We start from the raw sequence: 19,636 nt of genomic DNA, 5'->3' as shown, positions 1-19,636 counted from the left end.
ATTCTACGGCTGTTGCACAGCAGCAATAATCAATCTTCTGGGCGCTTTAATGCCGCTCGATATGACCTGTTTAGGCCAGCTAAAATACTGTCTTGGACGCAAAAAGCGCGCTAACTTTTGCTCTACTAACTCACTCAGTTGCGCATTGATTTGTTCTGTATTTTGCTCATCAACATAGTCGATAATTGCTGCGGGTAAGTGTCCAAAAACGGGATCTGGCATGGCAAATACTATCGCTTGAGCTACGTTAGGGTGTGTCATCAGTACGGCTTCAAGTTGTTCTGGATGGACATTTTCGCCGCCACAAATAAACATATTGTCTACTCGCCCTGAAATCATTAACTGGCCTTTGTCATTAAGCTGACCTTTGTCTTGAGTGCAAAACCAGCCCTGATCATCAACTGGCAGTGAAACCCCTTGAGGGGTTAGATACCCTAAAAATAAGCATTCCCCTTTAACCCAAATAATCCCGTCGACTAACTTGAGCTGTCGAGCCGGCAAAGGGCGGCCATGATGACCTGTGAGGTTTGCTTTTGCCGTGGTGATTTGCGAGCTCATTTCAGTCATGCCATAACTGGTATAAGCATTAATATTGAGTGCGTTTAGGCTGTCAATGAGTTGCGGCTCTATCATGCCACCGCCTAATAATAACGCCTTTGCTTGGGTTAGTGCTTTGGGGTGCTGAGCTAAGATTTGCAAAGCCTGGGTTGGCACTAACGACACGTGGCTAATGGTGCTTTGTTGCAGTTGCTCAGCTAATGAAATGGCCGTATTACGTAATACGATGCGTGCACCTGCTAGAGCGCATCGATGTAATATGGCTAAGCCGCCAATATGAAATAACGGCAAAGATAACAGCCAGCTATGATTCATTTTTAGTGGAATATAGCTGGCGGATCCTTGTGCGCTGGCCATGTGGTTCAGTAAGCAATGCACAGCCGCTTTAGGTGTGCCGCTAGAACCCGAGGTCAAAATAATATTAGACGCAATATGGGGCGATACTTTAACGGCAGTCGATGATGGATTCGCTTGTATGCAAAGAGACACGCTTAAGTAATGTGCGACAGTAATTTCAGTTAACCGGCCGGGGTTGTCTGTCCATAACCAGCTGACCTGATATGTTTCAATAAGCTGATTAATTTGTTGGTTAGACAACCTAGGAGACAAAGGTAAAAATACCCAACCAGCATCAATACAAGCCCAGTACAGGCAAATCATTTCTAAGTTGTTTTGCGATAAACAGCCGACTATATCACCACGTTGTAGCCCTTGTGTTTGCAGCGACATGGCTAAGTTACTCACCATTGAATTTAGGGTTGAGTAGCTGTAAGTATCGTGGCCATCTTCAATAGCAATCGCAGTCGGGGTCGTTAAGGCGCTTTGATGTAATGGCGAGATCATCATAAAGAGTTTGCAGCCTCATTTTCTTCACCCGCATGAATAATTAACGACAGGGCGTTTGGGTTGAGTTGGGTTGAAGTCGGTGTTGTGAGCAGTAATGTTTGCCTAAATGCACTTAAGGTATCGAGTCCTGGCGTTTCGTTAAGCGTTAAGGCCTGGCTAACAAGCCGTAAATCATTAATACCGATATCGGACTCTAAGCTAGAGCTTAAAATGCAGCGAACGCCATGACTGTGGGCGGCTTCGATCATGCGCTGTAAACCCGCAAGCGAGCCGAGCAACATTGGCTTAATGATGAGCGCGCCAATTCCGGGTTGTTGTTTTATCGCATTAACAACATCAAACACAGGTGAGTTCAGTGATTCATCTAAGGCATAGCGTAAACCGAGTTGCAGATAAACTTGTGGGTTATCAGCAGGGTTAATGCAAGGCTCTTCAATGTATTCTATTTTGTCTTTGGGTAAACACGCCAAAAAGTCGATAGCTTGCTCGAGGCTAAAACCTCGATTGGCATCAAGTCGCAAACTCACCTGTGGTGCAAGTTCGAATACCCTATAAATAAAGGCAATTTCCTGTTCCATTGTGGTTTGTGCCACTTTGATCTTTACGCTATTTATGGTGCCATTTTGCAACAGTTTAACCTGCAGTTGTTGCTCACTCATGCCGACATAAACCAGTGGTACTGTTGCCGACTGAGAGTGTAGATTATCAACTCTACAGGGCAAGTGGTGAGTGATTTTGGCATGCAATAAACTCAACCCAAATGCGACAGAGGGCAAAGGTGATGTGGCTGCTAAAGCAGTTAACTCATTAGGCGACTTATTAATAAGTAACGCTGCGCTATGTGATAAAGAGGCAATGACATCATCGAGTGACTCTTGGCTAAAGTCTTCAATGGGCAAGCCTTCAGTATCAATGCCTGATAACGGCGCTATTTCAACCCAAGCTTGTTGTTTATGTTGTTGCTCATCGGTCAGGGTGACGACGATTAATGCACCTTTGCGGTGATCTATACGTTGTTTAGCCACAGGCAAGGTCGGGTTGAGCGATATATGGTATCGATACAAAGAGACAGCGCTAATGGTTAACTCATCGACAGGCTGCATCACGCCTCCTAAGCTGGATGGGATGGATTAAGTAAAGTCAGTAATGTGTCGTTAAATAATTTAGGGTGAAGGCTATGTATATTGTGTCCTGCAGCAGCTAGCGGTTGCAGTTGTAATTGATCTTTACCATTTTCAACCTGCCAATCTTTAGCCACCTGAGCAAATTTAGTGTCATCCATGCCGTACAAGTAATAACACGGACATGACAGTTGGCTCAATACGGCTCTGCAGTCTTGTTGCTGGCTAAGTGAAGTGGCTAGATAGCAGTTGCTCAAGCGCTCGGGGTCGTTATGACTGCGTAAATTGATTAACTGCTGTTTTTGTTGCTTGTTAAGGTCGTTAAATACCGCCTGTTGATACCACAACGACAAAAAGGCTGTTATGGGTAACTGTTGCAGCTTTTTAGCCCATAAGCCATCGCTTTTGGCGCGCGCATCACGTTGAGTGTCATCGGTTAACCCTGGATGGGCAGATTCCAGGGTTAAGCTCAGCAAAGAATCAGGAAAATCTTTAGCAATATGCAATGCAATGCGACCGCCCAATGAATACCCAAGTAAATGAAACTGTTTAATGCCAAGTCCGCTAACTTTAGCAACAATATGCGCGGCAACCTGGCTAAATCCGGGGGAGTCTAATACCAAGTGGTTAGCGCCATGTCCGGGTAAGTCGATGCAGATACAATGAAAGTATTGGCTTAAACGTGGCATCAAAATAGACCAGTCGTCTTTACTGCCCAAAAAGCCATGCAACATCACTAGTGCGGGTAAATTGGGGTGGCCAAAACGACGGATAATGACCATTAGTGTTGTTTCACCCATTGGTTAATTTGCGCAATTTGATCGCTGGCTTGATTCGGTGCAACATTGACCTCGATAACTGATGCACAGTTAAACTCAAATGCCTCTTGATATGCTTGCTGGAACGACTCGATGTCGTCGACTTGCCGATAAGCTAAGCCAAACATTGCTGCACCATAGCCAAACTCTAAACCATGGCTTAAGCGATAAAAATCATTACGTAAGCTTTCATTGGGTACGGGCAACAAGTTAAAAATATTGCCACCATCATTATTAATAATCACTAGCACAAACGCGCGGGTCATGTGTTTTAGCAATGCCATCGAGTTGAAGTCATGCAAGCAAGATAAGTCACCAATGAGTAAGGTTGTAGGGGCTTTTTTGTCTGCCGCCACGCCGCATGCGGTGGCAATTAGGCCGTCAATGCCAGATGCGCCACGGTTAGTGTAAATTGCGGGGGTATTGGTGGCTATTGGGGCATACATATCGTAAAGGCGTATGGGTAAGCTATTACCGATAAATAAGATATGTTGTTCCGTTTGGCTCGCGGCTACAGCACGCACAACTTGTGCCTCGCCAAAACTGGTGTTGTCAATTTGCTGCTTAAGTACCGATTCTAACGATTCATTGTAGGGTAATAATTGTAATGCCCAATTAGCGTCGGACGAGCGCGGCCAGGGTAACTGACACACCGCAGGCACACTGGCTTGCCATATGTGTTTATTTTGATGAGTGGGGTCTAAGCGATCACTATGATTCAATATTTGCCAGTAACTGTGCCAATCCTGTTGGGCTAAATACTGGATCAGACGCTTTGAGACAAAACGTCCACCAAACACTAATACGCGCTCTGCCTGTTCAAGCAGTTTACTGGCTTTAGCATTAAGCAATAATTGGTCTGTGTGGCCGATAACGCCTGGGTGTTGGCGTAATTGTGATTGAGCGTCGACTAATACAGGCCAGCCTAGCTTTTGTGCCAATGTCACAATCAAGTGCGGATTATCAGCCGGTGACAATGTCCCGACTACAATTACCCCTTTACCATGCACAAAGCGCATTAGGGTGTCTATAGAGGGTAATTCAGCACTGTTAAGCCCGGCATACCGAGTTAGCGGTTTATTGTTGTCGAACCATGTATTTAATGGCGCAAGATAAGTGCTGGTAGTCACACTGGCGGTTTTTTTTACATGGGCCAATGTGACTAGCTCACTCGGGTACAACGGTTCACGATACATACAGTTGATGTGCACCGGTTGGTGTTGGTTAGTGACTGCATGATCAATGGCACTTAATAATGCACTGGCCGGATAGCCAATATCTGGTGTAGGTAAATTTAATTGTTTAGCATAGCCGGCAAAAATAGCTGGTTGGATAATGGCTTGATTTGCACCGCAATCAATTAATTCACTTGGGCGATCGCCTGATAATATGATTAAAGGCACATGGGTTAACCAGGCCTCAACAATCGCCGGATATAAGTTTGCTACCGCAGTCCCCGAGGTGGTGATAATGGCAACCGGGGCGTTACTGGCCTTAGCAAGGCCAAGCGCCATAAAGCCTAAACCTCGTTCATCAAAATGAATATGGCGAGTGATTTGGGTTTGGCTAGCGGCAGCTAATGTCAATGGCGTTGAACGAGAACCCGGTGCCATGCACACATGTTTAACGCCTAAACGCGCAAGTTCCTCGAGGATCAATTGTCCCCATAATAAATTCATATCTGCGCTAGTCTGTTGTTGCATATTGGCTCATGTAGAAGATAAATAACGATATTAGTGTAACGCCAAGTGTGCGTGATATCTAAGGTTTCACGCAGACTTTTTTTAGCAGACACATAAATAACCTCAACTCTGGATAATAAAAGCATTTCAAGCAGTCCTTTGCCCTGTTAACTGCGTTGAATCGACCTGCAATAAGCTAGCTATTGCAATTCAATTCGCCTTGTTAGCTATAAATGACAAGTTTGAATTTTAGATTGGTTAAAGTGTTGATTTTAAGTGGTATAAATTCATTCCTTATCCCAATTGCAGGTTAAATAATAAAGCGCCAATAGCAATAAACATTCACTGTATTAGCAATTGTTTTATTTATGTTGTGCTAAGGTTATAAAAGTGATTTATTTACGTACTAGTTAATTTAAGGACCTAGACATATGCCATCAGCTGCACTATTAAAAAGAGTCGATGAATTACCGCGTTTACCCAAAGCTGTTAGTGAGTTACTTGATGCCGTTAATAATGAAAATACCTCTATAAAAAGCATTTCTGCTAAGGTTGCGCAGGACCCATTAATTAGCGCAAGAGTGTTACGTCTTGCCAACTCGGCGCATTTTGGGCGCAGTCGAGAAGTGGGCTCTATTGAAGATGCCGTGGTCCGTTTGGGAACGCAAACATTACGCACATTAGTGATTGCTTCGGCTGTAGTAGGCGCGATACCTAATCCTGACGGTATTGATTTAGCGGAGTTTTGGGGGGAAACTTTTGAGATAGCGTTATATTCTCAAGCACTTGCTAAAGTGTGTGGCGTGGCATCCGATGAAGCATTTACCTGTGCTATTTTACATAACATTGGTGATTTATTAATTGCGGTTGTTGAGCCAACTATAGCGGCACAAATTCGTGCGGCCGTGGCAGAGGGGGCTGATAAGCAGCAACTTGAATTAAGTTTATTAGGGTTCGATTCACCATCTGTTGGTGCGTTATTAGCCATAAACTGGAAATTTGCCCCCACGTTAGTTCATGGTATTGAGTTTCAACGAGCACCGCTGAAAGCCAAGCCAGCTTCAAAATTGGCTTCGGTGATTTATTTGTCACACGCTGTATTTTCTCATTGGGATGATCAGCGAGACGATGAGTCATTTACCGCATGGTTAGCGGATATTGCTAATCATAAAGCCGGCATTATCAAAATGGATATGTCCGGTTTGGGCGAGAAATTTATAGCCTTATATGGCAAAGGATTAGAAATAGGTAAACAGCTCGCATAATTGATTTATGTACGGACAAGTGTTCAGCCATAAGCTCTGTTTTTACAGAGCTTTTTTATGCCTGATTATTAATCCATTCACTCATCACGACATGGGTTTTTATTTTAACGATATCGGCTTGAGCATCAATAAACTCTCGTATTTCATGTAATCGCTGCATCGAGTTTGCGTGCACATAGACCAATAAGTCCATGTCGCCGGTGATCCCCTGGCAAGTAATGACTTCAGGAATGGTGGTAAAAATATGGATCACCTCAGCGCAACGTGCACAGCGGTGTTGAATTTCAAAGTAAGCGGACACACCCTGTTTTTGCGATTCGCTGAGTAACACCTGATAACCACGAATAACACCACTTTGTTCTAATTTTTTAATTCGCTCCGTTACTGCACTGCGTGACAAATTCACTTGTTCGGCAATAAACGAGATACTCTGTCGAGCATTGAGGCGTAATGCGCTTATAATCGCTTTATCAAATTTATCCAAGGCAATATTCCTGAGTTGTCATTAATATCTATTCTCCGTCATATTGACGGCGTAAGAAGTTAATTCCGTCATTTTGTCGGTTTCATAAAGCAACTTGCGCTGAAGAAACAGCAGAATGTAAAGCCGACGCTACTTATAATAACGCAATATATCACAGTAAGAATAACATTATGAATCAGATAGCAGGAACGATCGGCCGTTGGCAAGGTGCTGGGTTAATGGCCACCACATTGTTGGGTACTGGCGTGTTTATTTTACCACAAATGACCATTGCAGTGGCTGATTCTGGAGCGCTTTTGGCCTGGTTGATTTTAACCTTGGCTATTATTCCGGTAGCGCTAGTATTTGGCTTGTTGGCCAGCCGTTTTCCTCATGCTGCAGGGCCAGCTTATTTTGTTGAAAAAGCATTTGGCCGCACGGCAGGACGAACCATTGGGTTAATTTTTTTATTGGTGATCCCTATTGGTGCTCCAGCAGCCATTTTAATGACTTTCCAGTTTATGAACGCCTTAATCCCACTTCATGGTGGTTGGCAGCTGGTTGCAGAATTAATTGTGGTGTTAATGCTGTTAGGGTTGAATATTCGCGGTATTCAAGTGTCGGCTAAACTGCAATTTGCGCTTACCTTGGCCATAGTGACAGTGGTGGCATTGTTATTTGGTGCCAGCGGGCTTAACTCTGAACAGCTTGAGTCGTTTAACCAAACCAGTCACCCGCAAGTCAGCACTGTGATGGTGGCCATGGGGATCGGTTTTTGGAGCTTTTTAGGCATTGAGGCAATGACGCATTTAGCCAGTGATTTTCGCCGTCCAGACAAAGATATGCTCCCAGCAATTTTAATGGGCACTGTGCTTGTGGGCGTGATTTACCTCGCCTGCACGTTTTTATTACTTATGGTGCCGACGGACAAATCCGGTGTGGCGATGATAAGCGCATTTGACTACTTACTGAGTGACAGCTTTTTGTATGGCTATGGTGCACAAGTGATCGGGATTTTAGGTATCGCCAGCGGTTTAGCAACCGTAAACGTTTATTCAGCAAGCGCAGCTCGCTTATTGTGGAGCTTCAGTAAAGAAGGCATTTTGCCTAAATACTTTGTGAAGTTAAACCAACATGGTGTGCCGTTTAGAGCTTTGTTTGGTATCTTAGGCAGCATGGCTGTGGTCATTGTACTGACGTTTTATTCTGGGCAGGATTTAGAAAAATTGATTGCCTGGAGCAATGGGGTTTTTGTGGTGATTTATTTACTTGCTATGTTGTCCGCCGCGAAGTTACTGAGTAAACGCTATTGGCCTTTGGTAGCAGCAGGGTGTGTTTTTTGTATTGGTATTGGCATCGCGTTAGCAGACAATATGATATACGTGCTGGTATTGGTTGTTGTGATTGCGCCCTTTATGTGGTGGCAAAAGAATCACTTACAACGTAAACAATTACCGATAAGTTAACCTGGTTACTCAGTAGATTGTTGAATGGCAATATTACGCATTTGAATTAATTCGCTGTGCTTGAGATATAATAAATCAGCAGTACGGCGAATGATTTGATCTTCAAACTGAGATAATTCGCCGTCAGCATAGGCTAAACGCCACATCGACAATAATAAACTCTGTTTATCTTCAATGCTAAATTGGGCGTTAATTTCAGAGGTAAATTCAAATAACGAAATGGCATCGTGACGCGCTTGTTTGGCCTCATCTGTTAAGTCTTTGGCCTGTACTGAGCTAATACCTAAGGTATTGATGAGCATCTCAGGCAATAAAGCGGCTTCAGCATCAGCCAGTTTTTCATCGGCATAAACCACTTCTAACAACAAAGTTGCCGCGGCTAAATTGAGGTTTTGGGCCTTTTCTTCAGGGCTACTTTCTTGAGTATGTGATTGAATAAACTGTTTTAGTTTGGCGATCATACTGGCTCCATAACTGAGGTTTTATCAATTTTATGCTAGCAAAAATGATAATCCCAAGCGAATGGCTTGGGATTAATTAATGTTAACCAACAGTGATTAGGTGCTTACAAAAGTGAACCTAAGCCTTTCGTTAACAAATCTACCGTGCCTTCACTACCGCTTTGCTCTAAATAGTTTTTAGCAATATCGACCATAGGTACGATGTACTCTTTTGAAATTCCTAGTTTTTCAAACGCATCGTATACCATGGCTGTGCCTTGTAGTGATGAACCTAAATCGCCGGCTTTAGAGAGTAAACCAGACATACCGCTGTCTGATGACATTGACGGTATCGCGGCCAATAAACTGTCTGCATTAGGGATACTGCTAGTCAGTTGGCTAAAATCGTTACCGCCTAAATTGGTTTGTGCCAAGCTCAATAATGAACCTAAACCGCCTTCAGCCTGGGTTTGGCTTAAACCAAGCTGAGACATGACACTGCCCACTAATTCAGTGGATTGTGCTGTCGTCGCTGTTTCTGCTGCAGCCGTTGCTGTAGCTGGGGTTTCGACAACTTTTTTAGCGGCTTCAGATGCTTTGTCTAACCAACCCGCAGATGCAGGTGATGAGAATGCTAAGACAGTAAATAGTACCGGTAATGCGGATGCTAATTTCATAATGCGTGTCCTGTTTAATGATATAAATGGTCAAACTAGGGCGCTATTTTACCCTGATTTGACTAAATGCGACAGGAGATTGGTTTTTTAGCGATTTCGATTGTGCAAATTGAGGCTTTTTTGGGTATCCTAAGCGCCATATTTATTGTTAATCGATTATTGGAATTTACATGTCATTGTTTGCTATTTTGACTGAAGCATTAAACTTTTTTCGAAACCATATCCGTCAGCTGGCAGCACTGACTTTGCCGCTGCTATTAATTCAAGTTGCTATCCAACTTTGGCTTGGTAATGAAATGTTAACGGCCGACCCAGAAAATCCACAATTTGGCGCATCACATGCTGCGGTTATGATGGTGCTATTGTTAGTATTTTCAGTGCTCATTGCTGCTTTAACATTATTTTTAGAGCTGCGCTCACAAGGGCATGAGTTATCGCCTGGGCAAATATTAAAAGCCAGTTTACCGTTTGTACCACCGCTATTACTTGCGGGCGTATTTTCTGGTCTAGCGATTTTAGCGCCTGTAATGATTTTTGCCGCGTTTGGTCCATTATGGTTAATTGGTTTGGTGGTGAGTTTGTATTTGTTTGCCCGTCTAGCCTATGTCAACTTTATGGTCGTGGTTGAGCGTTTAACGCCACTTGAAGCGATTAAAAAGAGCTTTAGCTTTAGCGCAGGTTCAGTAGCATTTAAAACCATTGCAGTATTAATGCTATATGTTCCATTATCGTTATTTGCTGGCGTGTTTACCCAAATGGCAACACAAGTAGGATTTCCACTACAGTTAGTCGTCGAAACCTTATTTGCGTTTTTAGGTTTATTTGTCAATATTGCCTTATTTAGATTGTATATGGTGAATCGCCAACCAATCGATTTGGAAAAGTAATGATTAATACAAGGAGAGGCCATTGTTAAATGATAGCGCGTTTATTGATGGTTTCTCCGAAAACTTAACTGAAGATTATCGTCTAGCCAAAAGTTATGTCCGCGATATTCCCACCCAGGCGCTGGTGTATATTCGCAGTTTTACCCATAAGCTCACCCGTCAATTAGCTACGCCTCATAGGCTCACATTCACCAGTCCTAATTTATACGACCGTATTGAGCAATTACACTCCGCTAGGCTAATAGAACCCTCCATTGTGCGTGCGTTGCATCGTTTACGTAGCGACGGTAATCGCGGTGCGCATCCCGAAAAATACCATTTAACCCAAACGCAACTGGTCTCGATTGCAGAAAAATCGATTGAGCATATTTTGCATTTAGTGGCCAAACTCTATCCAGTGTTGCATCAACAAGTCGCGCCGAGTTATACCTTTGAGCCTTTTGATTCGTTTGCGGGGCGAGACCTGTGTTATCGCGCAGTGATGAATAACGATGCTGAAGCACAGTATTTAGTGGGCATGTCATTAAAAGCCAAAGGCCTAATGTTACAAGAACAAGAGCAAGCTTTGGCACAAGACGCTGATGCTAGCTCAACACAAAGCAAGCTGCCGACCAAGGGTGAACACAGCACCGCAGCAGAGGCATTTTCTCAAGCGGGTTATTGGTTTGAGTTGGCTTCGCTTCACCATAAAACGGCAGTATTTGAGCATGGCGTGAGTTTATTGCACGGCTATCGCGGTGAGGTCAACCTCAGTGAGGGTGAGCAGTTAATTGCGCAGGCAGCAGACAGTGGCATTGTTGAAGCGCAAGCATTACAAGGCTTTTTTTATCTAGTGGGCAGTGATCAATTTGAGGTTGATCTGGCTCAAGCCGAGCGTTTACTCACCCTTGCTGCCAATGCCGAAAACGCTGAGGCTATGTCTAACCTTGGAGTGTTGTACTATCAGGCCCAACAGTTTGAAAATGCGTTTTTATGGATTAATAAGGCGGCTCAAGCAGGTTACCCCAATGCCCAGTATCATTTAGCATTAATGTTGGCTGACGGCCTGGGCTGTTCATCCGACTTAACGGCCAGCGAGCAATGGATGCTCGAGGCGGCAGAGCAAGGGCAGGTTGATGCTATGTTGCATTGTGGCAGTCACATTTTGCATGACGACAATGCCAGCCAACAGCAGCGTGTTAAGGCTGAAGGTTATTTGCATCAAGCAATTAAGTATGGTCACAATGTGACTGCAATGATAGAGCTCAGTGTGGCATTAGCCGACGGTATTTTGGGGCGCATTGATGTGGTGCAAGCCGCGTATTTACTTACCTTAGCCAAGACTCACGGCAATGACGAACACCTAGAGGTTATTGAACCATTATGGCAATCGTTGGCGATGCAAATCGACAGTGTTATTGAGCTTAATCCGAGTGAAGATGAAATGATTGCTTTGCAACAAGCGAAGTTGTTACTGGAGCCACTTTCAACGAGTTAAAAGGGAGTTTTGTGATCATGAAAAGCACCGACCCCCGTGAAAGCGTTTTGTTGGTTGTATCGATAGCCGCTGTCACGGTTTTTTAACCCCGTAACAAGCATGGCTCTGCAGCCGTATCCGCTCAAAAAGCAAAGCCTCTGACTATGTAATAACCTTTCACTTCAGTACTTCGTTAATATTGCCGACACCTCTGGTGCTACCCACTTTTCGACAATTCCAAAGCTTAAGCAAACAATCCGAAAACTTTTGCGGGGTTAATCAGCCTGGTGTTCGAATGTTCTACCTGTCGTTGAGCCCTGGCTTGTTCCTGAGCGCTTAAACATATCTGCATAAGGCGCTGTGGGCTCGCGTTGTACATTGGCGTAGTTTTGGTACGCGTGTGCTTGTTCAGCTTGCTGACGACGCAGCATTTTTTTACCCAAAAATCGCAAGGTGAGAAAACTGATTAAGCCAAACAATAATAAAAATGGCAGTAATGTAAGAGTGACTAAGGTTATAGCAAAAACCATCAGTAATGCCAAAATAGGGTTCATACTCGTCACGCGATGTTTAAAATTGGCGCTATTAAATGCTTGGTTAACGTTCATGTCGGCTCCTAAATGCGGTTTATCCTATGTCGATCAGAGTATGGTGATTATATCCACTCATTGAGCTCATCAACTGAGAAATCACGCCTAAATATGTATGATTGTTGAGCATGTAGTGTGCAATGGTTAGACATAATATGTCACGTTAAACTGAGTTAATGTTTAGATAATACTCGCTCTTTATGGCCAAAATGACTTGATAAAGGGGGGCGGGTAAGGTGCTATCTGCCTAATGTTTAACAATTAACACCTAGTGCTCAACGCTTAGAGTCTATTGCTTAATCGTTCCTTGATGTTGACTCGGCTTGACTGAATATTCCTTCTCAATATTGGGATGTTGCTGGTACCTGTCCTGGTGCCGAACTTTTGAGAAAAACATGTTTGAGGTGGGGCTTTGTTTGCCTAAATATTTGCGACTTAGCAGTGTCATGCCGATAAAACCCACGATTAAAAACAACAGCACTAATGGCAATAAAATCAAGCTGCCAACAATGATCAGCATTAAACTAAATAAGGCGGTGAGCGGGCGCATGTGGCGCAAGCGTTGACGAATATGCCATAAGTTAATTGAGCTGAACATTGTGGTTCCTTTACCGTAAATAACTAGTCGCTAAAGCATGAGTAATATTTTGAGTTATGTAAGCCGCAAAAGTTCACGCTTTCCTCGAGTATTTATCCTTTTGGTAGACCTGTTTGGATAATGTGGTTGTTGGCAATGGCGTTATCGACACCGTTAAAAATAAGCTCTCGAAACCATTGATGTCCAGGTTCCTGGTTATTACGCTCGTGCCATAAAAACACATACGCCATCGGCATAAAGTCAAATGGTAATGGGATCGACTCCAACGAATAGAGTTTTTGTGCATGAATGGCAAAACTCGATGGCAGGGTAAAAATAAGGTCGGTATGTGCACACACACTGGCGGCGCCGTAAAAGTCTGGCACTGTGGTTGATAAGTGGCGGTGCAGACCTAAATTGGCTAAGTGGTAATCTAGCGCCCACCAATCGTTGCCTTCACATCTAACTTGTACGTGAGACATGGCTAGGTATTGATCTTGATCCCATTTACCCGATTTAACAACCTTTAAAATAGGATGGTTTTTGCGTACTAAACACACCTGATGGTCGTTAAACAGTGTCTGATATTCAATGCCTTCTGGAACATGCTCTATTTTGAAATCGCTTTGTGGATGAATATCCCGGCCCGCAATCCCAAAATCGATTTGCCCTTGTTGTAAATCTTGCATCGATTTTTCAGTCCACACATATGAGTCTAATTTTACAGACGGTGCTTGTTGTAACAATGGTCCGATAAAATACGGAATTAATGTTTCATAAGCACTTTCGACCATAGAAAAGGTAAAATGGCGCTGGCTACTGGCAGGATGAAATGTGGGTGGTTGAGTTAACTGATATAAGTTTTGCAGTACTGGCAAAAGCTTTTGTCGTAAAGCTAACGCATGCGCGGTCGGCTTAAGTCCATGAGCTGTGCGTTGAAATAATGGGTCATCTAATGCTTCGCGTAGACGGTTTAAACTTTTGCTTACCGCTGATTGGCTCAGGTGCAAACGGTGGGCCGCTCGAGTGACACTTTGCTCCTCAAGCAGCACTTGTAAAATAACCAGTAAATTAAGGTCAACACGCGCTAGGTTATCTAGGTTCATTAGATATTCTCAAATGGAAATTCACTTTGGATTTTATATCATTTCCGTTCATACCTCCATTTGACTTATCATAGCGCTCCATTAAGGGTGACCTTTAGCTTGTTTTCACAAAGAGAAAGAATATTATGCATCGTAACCTACTGCCATTATTGATGTTTATGGTGCTACTAAGCCCATTAGCCATCGATATCTATCTTCCCTCTATGCCAACAATGGCGCTTGAGTATGGGGTGTCGAACAGTGAGGTTCAGTCTACTTTAGTATTATTTTTATTTGCTATGGGTGTTGGCCAGATATTAATTGGTCCTTTAGCTGACCGTTTTGGCCGCAGGCCTGTGGCCTTATTTGGTATCGTACTTTACGGTATCAGCAGTTTATTAGGCGCGTATGCGGTTGAATTTGAACTGTTGCAAATTGCCCGTGTGTTTCAAGGGTTAGCTGCATGTTCTACCTCTATTGTGGTGTTTAGTGCGGTGCGCGACTGTTACGATCGCAAGCAAAGTGTGTCGATGTACAGTTATTTAAATGGCGCTATCTGTGTGGTACCCGCATTGGCTCCTACCTTAGGTGGTTTGTTGGCATTACAGTTTGGCTGGCGATCCACTTTTATCTTTATGGCCATTTATGCCGTAATCGTATTGTTTATTGTCGGTTTCCGTTTCCCGGAAACGCGTCCACTTAACACTGACAGCACCGGTCCACTTTATCGTTGGGGTCGCTATAAGCCAGTACTTGGTGATGCTCACTTTATGTTTTATGCCTCATGTTGCATGATCGCGATGGCTTCTATTTTATGTTACGTATCATACTCACCCGTATGGTTAATTGGCCACTTAGGTATATCAGAACTGATGTTTAGTGGTTTATTTGGCGTCAATGCCTTAGTGAACGTCGTGGCCTGTTTTGCTGCGCCAGTATTGATTAAACGCATTGGTAATCGCCCTGGTGTAATAGTGGCGTTGTCGTTAATGGTATTAGCGGCTGTGGTTGAAGTGGTATTGCAATTAGTGGGGCCAGAGCAAGGCATTACTGCTGCTATTGCCTTTATGGCACCGATGATGTTGCTATGTGTTGGTTTTGCCCTATTGCTTGGACCTGCTACTAGTATGGCGTTATCGGCCTTTGGTGAACGCGCAGGGACTGCAACGGCAATGTTAGGTTGTATTCAAATGAGCGGCGCATCGATTTTAACCGCACTTATCCAGTTAACAGACATACCTGCACCTTATGCCATTGCGATTGTGATGGGTGGATTTTGCAGTGTGTTGCTCGCCATGATGGCAATGAACCGTTTAAGCCATCTGCATCAAGAGCAACTACAACACGATTAATTAAACAACCCGAACTCAGGTTAAATATTAGTAATATCACCTTTAACCCGCAGAATGCTAACCACATTCTGCGGGTATTTTTTTCTCAATACGAGGTTGCTTAGAAGCGCGCGTTAACGCCTACACTAAAGTTAGTTTGTGAGTCGTTCTCATATTCGCCATCGAAATTTGAATGGCTAAGTGAGAACTTAGCTGAGAATATATCGGCAAAACGCCATGTATAGCGTGTGTTTATGCTAGTAGATGTGTCTGTTTGGTCAATACTGCCTACATCGTCATAATTGGTACTACTGAAATAATAATGAGTATTAGTATTACCTTGCTCAATAACAGCACCGACAGACCATGAATTATTAATATACCAATCGGCATTAATGGCAACATTATATCTATCGTAAGTAATATTCTGCTCAGAATTGCTGTTTGTTACTTGCCCTTGGTCATTAGTGTTGGAGTTTGAAAAACGATCACTATATTGCTCATCGCTGTAAGCCAATGTACCTGTAAGCATCACTCCAACGGTTGATTGCAGTGGAATAAAGTGCTCATAAGTTAAACGGAAAGCATCAAAGTCATTACTGTAATATCCTTCAGAGTTATAGCTTGCAGATGTAAAGCTTGCTGCTTTAGATTCAGACATAGTGCTGTAACCTAGGGTTAAAGCTGAATGGTCTGTGAAAAAATACCCTAGATTGACAGCGTATATGGTGAAGCTATCAAGAGTGGTAGAGTATTCATCTTCCTCAAAGTCTACCTGACTCACTTCTGCATTGATAAACCAATTAGAGTCAAAAACATATTGGCCAGAAAGTTCATATATATCATCGAAATCAGAAGTAGAATAACGTACTGCAACCTTTGACCCTTGGTGAAAAAAGTCAGCGAGCGCATAGGGCTTGTCTGCTTGTTCAACCGCTTTAAAATAGTAACGATAGTTGGCATTAAATATACCATTACCGCCATCGTCTGAATCTAAAAAGCCTATTTCAGCCTCGTGGTGATAGGCATTATCTTGAGCGGCATAAACCGAACTTGTAGAAAGCGCGAGCATTAAGGCAATAGACCCAGTAGTCATTGTTATTGCCTTAGTTGTCGTGATAACTCTTGTCATAATAGTGGTTCTTCCTTGAGGTGATATCATCAGAGTGCGATATACTGGATTGCACTTTACAAAATTGCAACATAAATAAGATTAAATATGAGCAGAAGTTATTGTATTAATTGCCAATACCCACAGTCAGCTTGCATTTGTCATGCAGTAAAACCGACAGCAACTGTTACTGACATTATTATTATGCAGCATCCATCTGAGGTGGAGCATGCTAAAAATACCGTCAGGTTGCTCCAACTTGCATTGCCACAAACTCAGATTTATGTCGGTGAAACCGCAGAGGATTTTGCTGAGTTGCAAGGGTATTTAGCCGCGCAAACTCGGCCTGTGTTTATTGTGTACCCAAATGATCACAGCAAAGCGGCGAGTGAGGTTGAAGCCGATAATAAAGCGATTATCGTGCTAATTGATGGCACCTGGCGCAAAGCGTACCGTATGTTACAGCTCAATCCCTGGTTACTTAACTATCCGTCATTGCACCTTGAGTGTGATGATGAGTCGCAATATGTGATCCGCAAAGCCAAACGCAGTGACAGTTTATCTACCCTTGAGGCTGCGGCTTATACCTTAGCAAGTCTGGAGCCTGGCGCCGATATCACGCCAATATTTGCAGTGTTTAACGCAATGGTGCACCATAAGTTAACCGCTATGCCAGCGGCAGTTCGTCAGCGCTATAATAGCGATAAACTTAAGGGATAGGACTCAAAGGATAGTACTTATGAATATTCGCCTTATTGGAACGATTTTGTTAATGTGCGCCGCCAGCATGCTTACGGTCAATGCTCATGCGACAGACAAGCCGCATAAAAAAATGACCCTGTCAGAGAAGGGCGAACAAGCGCGCATTGAATCAGCCGAACTTGAACAAAGCCAATTGCAAAAAGCCCGTGATGCCGCCAATGCCACTGCTGAGCGTGAACAAAAAGTGTTAGCAAAGCATGAAGCAAATGACTGGGAAGCGCAGCAGCTCGAAAAAGCGCAGGCGCAATCTGAACAACGTTTAACCCGTGAGCAAAAATACTTACAGCAAGCGCAAGAGGCTGCGGCGCAAACTCGTAAAATCCCGAAAGAAACCAGCGACCCAGCGCAGTCTGAGTAGTTACCATATTTGCCTTGTTTTGGAGTGTTGTCTTTGTCGTCCTGCCCATTGTGTCATCAGCAAACCCTTGCTTTTCATCAAGATAAAAATCGTCAGTATGTACGTTGCCCGAACTGTCATTTAGTGTCGGTACCCGCGCAGTTTTATTTAGATGAGACAGCAGAAAAAGCTCAATATGACTTACACGATAATGACTTTGCTGATGCCGGTTACCAACGGTTTTTGTCGCGTACACTTACGCCACTACTTGCTCGTACTGGGCTTAATGCCAAAGGCTTAGATTTTGGCTGCGGCGAAGGCGCTGTGCTCAGTCAAATGGCTGTAGCCCAGGGGGTCAGTGTCGCTAATTATGATTTGTTTTATCATCCAGATACTCAGGTGCTTAATCAGCAATATGATTTTGTGTGTTTAACCGAGGTGATAGAACACATTGCCGATGCTCATCAGTTAATAGAACGCTTAAGCCAACTGCTGTTACCCGGCGGCATTTTAGCTATTATGACTAAGCGGGTGCTTGGCTTAGAGGCTTTTATTAATTGGCACTATAAAAGTGACCCAACCCATATTAATTTTTACTCAGTCGAGACCTTTGAATGGCTGGCACAGCAACGGGGTTGGCAACTTGAAATCATCGACAATGATGTCGTATTTTTACAGCTACCATCCATATAAATGGCATGTTGCTTAAGTATGTTAATAAATAGATACAATTGCATTTAGGGTAAATCGGTAAAACAGTTAACAAATGAGGCGTTTCAGGGTAGTTTTGTTGCTCAAATAACAATAAAAATGGACCTTACATGCGCCTGACCTCCCTCGCTTTCATGCTTGCCAGTGTATTTGCTAGCAGTGCTTACAGCTCATCTACCGTGGCCAGTGTGCCTAATGCTGCAGAATTAACCGCTCAAGTCGAAAGCAAGGTGATTGCATGGCGCCGCGACCTTCATCAACATCCTGAATTATCTAATCGTGAGTTTCGCACCAGTAAAGTGATTGAGCAACACCTCAAATCACTCGGGCTTGAGGTGCAAACGGGTATTGCTCACACAGGTGTGGTGGCGATACTGAAAGGCGGTAAGCCTGGGCCATTAATTGGTTTACGTGCCGACATGGACGCACTGCCCGTTACCGAAGTGGTTGATTTACCTTTTGCTTCTAAAGCCACTGACACTTATCGCGGCCAAAAAGTCGGAGTAATGCATGCTTGTGGTCACGATACGCATGTCGCGATGTTAATGGGGGTGGCCGAAAACCTCGTGAAAGTAAAAGACAGCCTGGCCGGTGATGTGATGTTTATTTTCCAGCCGGCCGAAGAGGGCGCACCAGAAGGTGAGCAAGGCGGCGCTGAGTTAATGCTAAAAGAAGGCTTATTTGCTAAGCGTAAACCTGAGCAAGTGTTTGGTATGCACGTTACCTCAAGTATGCCAACGGGCGTGATTGGTTTGCGCTCTGGCCCTGCCATGGCCAGCGAAGATTCATTTAGTATTAAAGTGACGGGCAGGCAAACCCATGGCTCGCGTCCCTGGAGTGGTGTTGACCCAATCGTGGCGTCAGCACAAATTATTAACAGTGTGCAAACCATTATTAGCCGTCAGGTCGATATTACCAAAGCGCCTGCAGTAGTTAGCTTTGGCGCCATTAATGGCGGCATTCGCTCAAACATTATTCCTGATGAAGTAGAGCTTATTGGTACGATTCGCACCTTTGATCAGGATATGCGCGCCGACATTAAAATTAAGCTGGCTGAAATTGCCACTAATGCTGCCAAAACCCTTGGTGCTACCGCAGTGACGGAGATCCAATCGGGTTATCCGGTCACCGTAAATAACCCTGAGTTGGTCAGTAAAATGCGCCCAGTGATAGCCTCTGTTGTGGGCGACAATATGCTGATTGAGCCGGGATTAATAACCGGAGCAGAAGACTTTTCTTACTATGCGTTAGAAACCCCAGGGATGTTCTTCTTTTTAGGTGTAACACCAACAGACAAAGATATCAGCCAGGTAGCCAGTAATCACTCACCGGCATTTTATGTTGATGAAAGCGCGCTAAAAGTAGGCGTGCAAACCATGACCCAGGTTGCCTTAACCGCACTGGAAGCGGCACAATAAACCCATTTTGATTCACCATGGATAATCGCTCAAGG

The 19,636-nt window shown here is 43.8% G+C and carries 20 protein-coding genes; 9 read left to right on the top strand and 11 right to left on the bottom strand.

Annotation, left to right across the window (positions count from 1 at the left end; translation table 11 throughout):
• Window positions 1–3: 3 nt before the first annotated feature.
• From menE to menD, 4 genes are read right to left on the bottom strand one after another with little or no spacing between them, the layout of a single operon-like run.
• Window positions 4–1,404, bottom strand: a complete 1,401-nt coding sequence (gene menE, locus GQA99_RS00995) for an o-succinylbenzoate--CoA ligase (RefSeq protein ID WP_160051985.1) — start codon at window positions 1,402–1,404, stop codon at window positions 4–6.
• Window positions 1,401–2,507, bottom strand: coding sequence for an o-succinylbenzoate synthase (menC, locus tag GQA99_RS00990; protein ID WP_160051984.1), 1,107 nt, complete (start codon window positions 2,505–2,507; stop codon window positions 1,401–1,403). The genes menE and menC overlap by 4 nt, the downstream gene beginning before the upstream one ends.
• Before the next feature lie 8 nt (window positions 2,508–2,515).
• On the bottom strand, window positions 2,516–3,325 hold the full coding sequence (gene menH, locus GQA99_RS00985) for a 2-succinyl-6-hydroxy-2,4-cyclohexadiene-1-carboxylate synthase (protein ID WP_240904647.1): 810 nt from the start codon (window positions 3,323–3,325) through the stop codon (window positions 2,516–2,518).
• Window positions 3,307–5,046: a 2-succinyl-5-enolpyruvyl-6-hydroxy-3-cyclohexene-1-carboxylic-acid synthase gene (gene menD / locus GQA99_RS00980; RefSeq protein WP_160051983.1), complete on the bottom strand. Its 1,740-nt coding sequence runs from the start codon at window positions 5,044–5,046 to the stop codon at window positions 3,307–3,309. The genes menH and menD overlap by 19 nt, the downstream gene beginning before the upstream one ends.
• A 410-nt stretch (window positions 5,047–5,456) precedes the next feature.
• Here menD and GQA99_RS00975 point away from each other — a divergent pair, with 410 nt between their 5' ends.
• Window positions 5,457–6,290, top strand: coding sequence for an HDOD domain-containing protein (locus tag GQA99_RS00975; RefSeq protein WP_160051982.1), 834 nt, complete (start codon window positions 5,457–5,459; stop codon window positions 6,288–6,290).
• 55 nt (window positions 6,291–6,345) lie between these two features.
• On the opposite strand, the gene GQA99_RS00970 is transcribed toward GQA99_RS00975, so the two are convergent.
• Window positions 6,346–6,774, bottom strand: coding sequence for an Lrp/AsnC family transcriptional regulator (locus tag GQA99_RS00970; protein WP_160051981.1), 429 nt, complete (start codon window positions 6,772–6,774; stop codon window positions 6,346–6,348).
• Between the two features lie 170 nt (window positions 6,775–6,944).
• Between GQA99_RS00970 and yjeH the strand changes: the two genes are divergently transcribed.
• Entirely contained in the window at window positions 6,945–8,219 is a 1,275-nt protein-coding gene (gene yjeH / locus GQA99_RS00965) for an L-methionine/branched-chain amino acid transporter (protein WP_160051980.1), read from the top strand.
• Between the two features lie 5 nt (window positions 8,220–8,224).
• Here the strand turns inward: yjeH and GQA99_RS00960 are convergent, their stop codons facing one another.
• Both GQA99_RS00960 and GQA99_RS00955 read right to left on the bottom strand, forming a co-directional pair.
• Window positions 8,225–8,680, bottom strand: a complete 456-nt coding sequence (locus GQA99_RS00960) for a tellurite resistance TerB family protein (RefSeq protein WP_160051979.1) — start codon at window positions 8,678–8,680, stop codon at window positions 8,225–8,227.
• Between the two features lie 104 nt (window positions 8,681–8,784).
• Entirely contained in the window at window positions 8,785–9,336 is a 552-nt protein-coding gene (locus tag GQA99_RS00955) for a DUF2780 domain-containing protein (RefSeq protein WP_160051978.1), read from the bottom strand.
• Between the two features lie 170 nt (window positions 9,337–9,506).
• On the opposite strand from GQA99_RS00955, the gene GQA99_RS00950 reads away from it, so the two are divergent.
• Window positions 9,507–10,223 carry a hypothetical protein gene (locus GQA99_RS00950; protein WP_160051977.1) on the top strand — a complete coding sequence of 239 codons (717 nt, stop codon included), beginning with the start codon at window positions 9,507–9,509 and terminating at the stop codon, window positions 10,221–10,223.
• Between the two features lie 22 nt (window positions 10,224–10,245).
• Window positions 10,246–11,700, top strand: coding sequence for a tetratricopeptide repeat protein (locus GQA99_RS00945; protein WP_160051976.1), 1,455 nt, complete (start codon window positions 10,246–10,248; stop codon window positions 11,698–11,700).
• 254 nt (window positions 11,701–11,954) lie between these two features.
• Here the strand turns inward: GQA99_RS00945 and GQA99_RS00940 are convergent, their stop codons facing one another.
• The 3 genes from GQA99_RS00940 to GQA99_RS00930 all read right to left on the bottom strand — a co-directional run bounded on the left by GQA99_RS00940 (window position 11,955) and on the right by GQA99_RS00930 (window position 13,952).
• A complete protein-coding gene (locus GQA99_RS00940; RefSeq protein ID WP_160051975.1) occupies window positions 11,955–12,287 on the bottom strand; it encodes a hypothetical protein in 333 nt (110 codons plus the stop codon).
• A gap of 271 nt (window positions 12,288–12,558) precedes the next feature.
• Entirely contained in the window at window positions 12,559–12,867 is a 309-nt protein-coding gene (locus GQA99_RS00935) for a hypothetical protein (protein WP_160051974.1), read from the bottom strand.
• 92 nt (window positions 12,868–12,959) lie between these two features.
• A complete protein-coding gene (locus GQA99_RS00930; protein WP_160051973.1) occupies window positions 12,960–13,952 on the bottom strand; it encodes a LysR family transcriptional regulator in 993 nt (330 codons plus the stop codon).
• 125 nt (window positions 13,953–14,077) lie between these two features.
• On the opposite strand from GQA99_RS00930, the gene GQA99_RS00925 reads away from it, so the two are divergent.
• On the top strand, window positions 14,078–15,283 hold the full coding sequence (locus GQA99_RS00925; RefSeq protein ID WP_160051972.1) for a multidrug effflux MFS transporter: 1,206 nt from the start codon (window positions 14,078–14,080) through the stop codon (window positions 15,281–15,283).
• Between the two features lie 100 nt (window positions 15,284–15,383).
• On the opposite strand, the gene GQA99_RS00920 is transcribed toward GQA99_RS00925, so the two are convergent.
• Window positions 15,384–16,358, bottom strand: coding sequence for a hypothetical protein (locus GQA99_RS00920; RefSeq protein WP_160051971.1), 975 nt, complete (start codon window positions 16,356–16,358; stop codon window positions 15,384–15,386).
• 123 nt (window positions 16,359–16,481) lie between these two features.
• On the opposite strand from GQA99_RS00920, the gene GQA99_RS00915 reads away from it, so the two are divergent.
• The 4 genes from GQA99_RS00915 to GQA99_RS00900 all read left to right on the top strand — a co-directional run bounded on the left by GQA99_RS00915 (window position 16,482) and on the right by GQA99_RS00900 (window position 19,601).
• On the top strand, window positions 16,482–17,093 hold the full coding sequence (locus GQA99_RS00915) for a tRNA-uridine aminocarboxypropyltransferase (protein WP_160051970.1): 612 nt from the start codon (window positions 16,482–16,484) through the stop codon (window positions 17,091–17,093).
• A 19-nt stretch (window positions 17,094–17,112) separates the two neighbouring features.
• Window positions 17,113–17,493 carry a hypothetical protein gene (locus GQA99_RS00910; protein WP_229785801.1) on the top strand — a complete coding sequence of 127 codons (381 nt, stop codon included), beginning with the start codon at window positions 17,113–17,115 and terminating at the stop codon, window positions 17,491–17,493.
• Between the two features lie 33 nt (window positions 17,494–17,526).
• Window positions 17,527–18,165: a class I SAM-dependent methyltransferase gene (locus tag GQA99_RS00905; protein ID WP_160051969.1), complete on the top strand. Its 639-nt coding sequence runs from the start codon at window positions 17,527–17,529 to the stop codon at window positions 18,163–18,165.
• A gap of 128 nt (window positions 18,166–18,293) precedes the next feature.
• Complete coding sequence (locus tag GQA99_RS00900) at window positions 18,294–19,601, top strand: amidohydrolase (RefSeq protein WP_160051968.1); 1,308 nt, start codon at window positions 18,294–18,296, stop codon at window positions 19,599–19,601.
• Window positions 19,602–19,636 lie beyond the last annotated feature (35 nt).

The organism is Shewanella litoralis, assembly GCF_009828585.1.
Classification (GTDB): domain Bacteria; phylum Pseudomonadota; class Gammaproteobacteria; order Enterobacterales; family Shewanellaceae; genus Shewanella; species Shewanella litoralis.
The sequence above is the reverse complement of the archived record's forward strand: the minus strand, read 5'-3'. Positions and strand labels throughout refer to the sequence as shown.

Coding starts and splice junctions, on each gene's coding strand:
- menE (WP_160051985.1), bottom strand. CDS start 1,404: ATGATGATCTCGCCATTACATCAAAGCGCCTTAACGACCCCGACTGCG.
- menC (WP_160051984.1), bottom strand. CDS start 2,507: ATGCAGCCTGTCGATGAGTTAACCATTAGCGCTGTCTCTTTGTATCGA.
- menH (WP_240904647.1), bottom strand. CDS start 3,325: ATGGGTGAAACAACACTAATGGTCATTATCCGTCGTTTTGGCCACCCC.
- menD (WP_160051983.1), bottom strand. CDS start 5,046: ATGCAACAACAGACTAGCGCAGATATGAATTTATTATGGGGACAATTG.
- GQA99_RS00975 (WP_160051982.1), top strand. CDS start 5,457: ATGCCATCAGCTGCACTATTAAAAAGAGTCGATGAATTACCGCGTTTA.
- yjeH (WP_160051980.1), top strand. CDS start 6,945: ATGAATCAGATAGCAGGAACGATCGGCCGTTGGCAAGGTGCTGGGTTA.
- GQA99_RS00960 (WP_160051979.1), bottom strand. CDS start 8,680: ATGATCGCCAAACTAAAACAGTTTATTCAATCACATACTCAAGAAAGT.
- GQA99_RS00955 (WP_160051978.1), bottom strand. CDS start 9,336: ATGAAATTAGCATCCGCATTACCGGTACTATTTACTGTCTTAGCATTC.
- GQA99_RS00950 (WP_160051977.1), top strand. CDS start 9,507: ATGTCATTGTTTGCTATTTTGACTGAAGCATTAAACTTTTTTCGAAAC.
- GQA99_RS00940 (WP_160051975.1), bottom strand. CDS start 12,287: ATGAACGTTAACCAAGCATTTAATAGCGCCAATTTTAAACATCGCGTG.
- GQA99_RS00935 (WP_160051974.1), bottom strand. CDS start 12,867: ATGTTCAGCTCAATTAACTTATGGCATATTCGTCAACGCTTGCGCCAC.
- GQA99_RS00930 (WP_160051973.1), bottom strand. CDS start 13,952: ATGAACCTAGATAACCTAGCGCGTGTTGACCTTAATTTACTGGTTATT.
- GQA99_RS00925 (WP_160051972.1), top strand. CDS start 14,078: ATGCATCGTAACCTACTGCCATTATTGATGTTTATGGTGCTACTAAGC.
- GQA99_RS00920 (WP_160051971.1), bottom strand. CDS start 16,358: ATGACTACTGGGTCTATTGCCTTAATGCTCGCGCTTTCTACAAGTTCG.
- GQA99_RS00915 (WP_160051970.1), top strand. CDS start 16,482: ATGAGCAGAAGTTATTGTATTAATTGCCAATACCCACAGTCAGCTTGC.
- GQA99_RS00910 (WP_229785801.1), top strand. CDS start 17,113: ATGAATATTCGCCTTATTGGAACGATTTTGTTAATGTGCGCCGCCAGC.
- GQA99_RS00900 (WP_160051968.1), top strand. CDS start 18,294: ATGCGCCTGACCTCCCTCGCTTTCATGCTTGCCAGTGTATTTGCTAGC.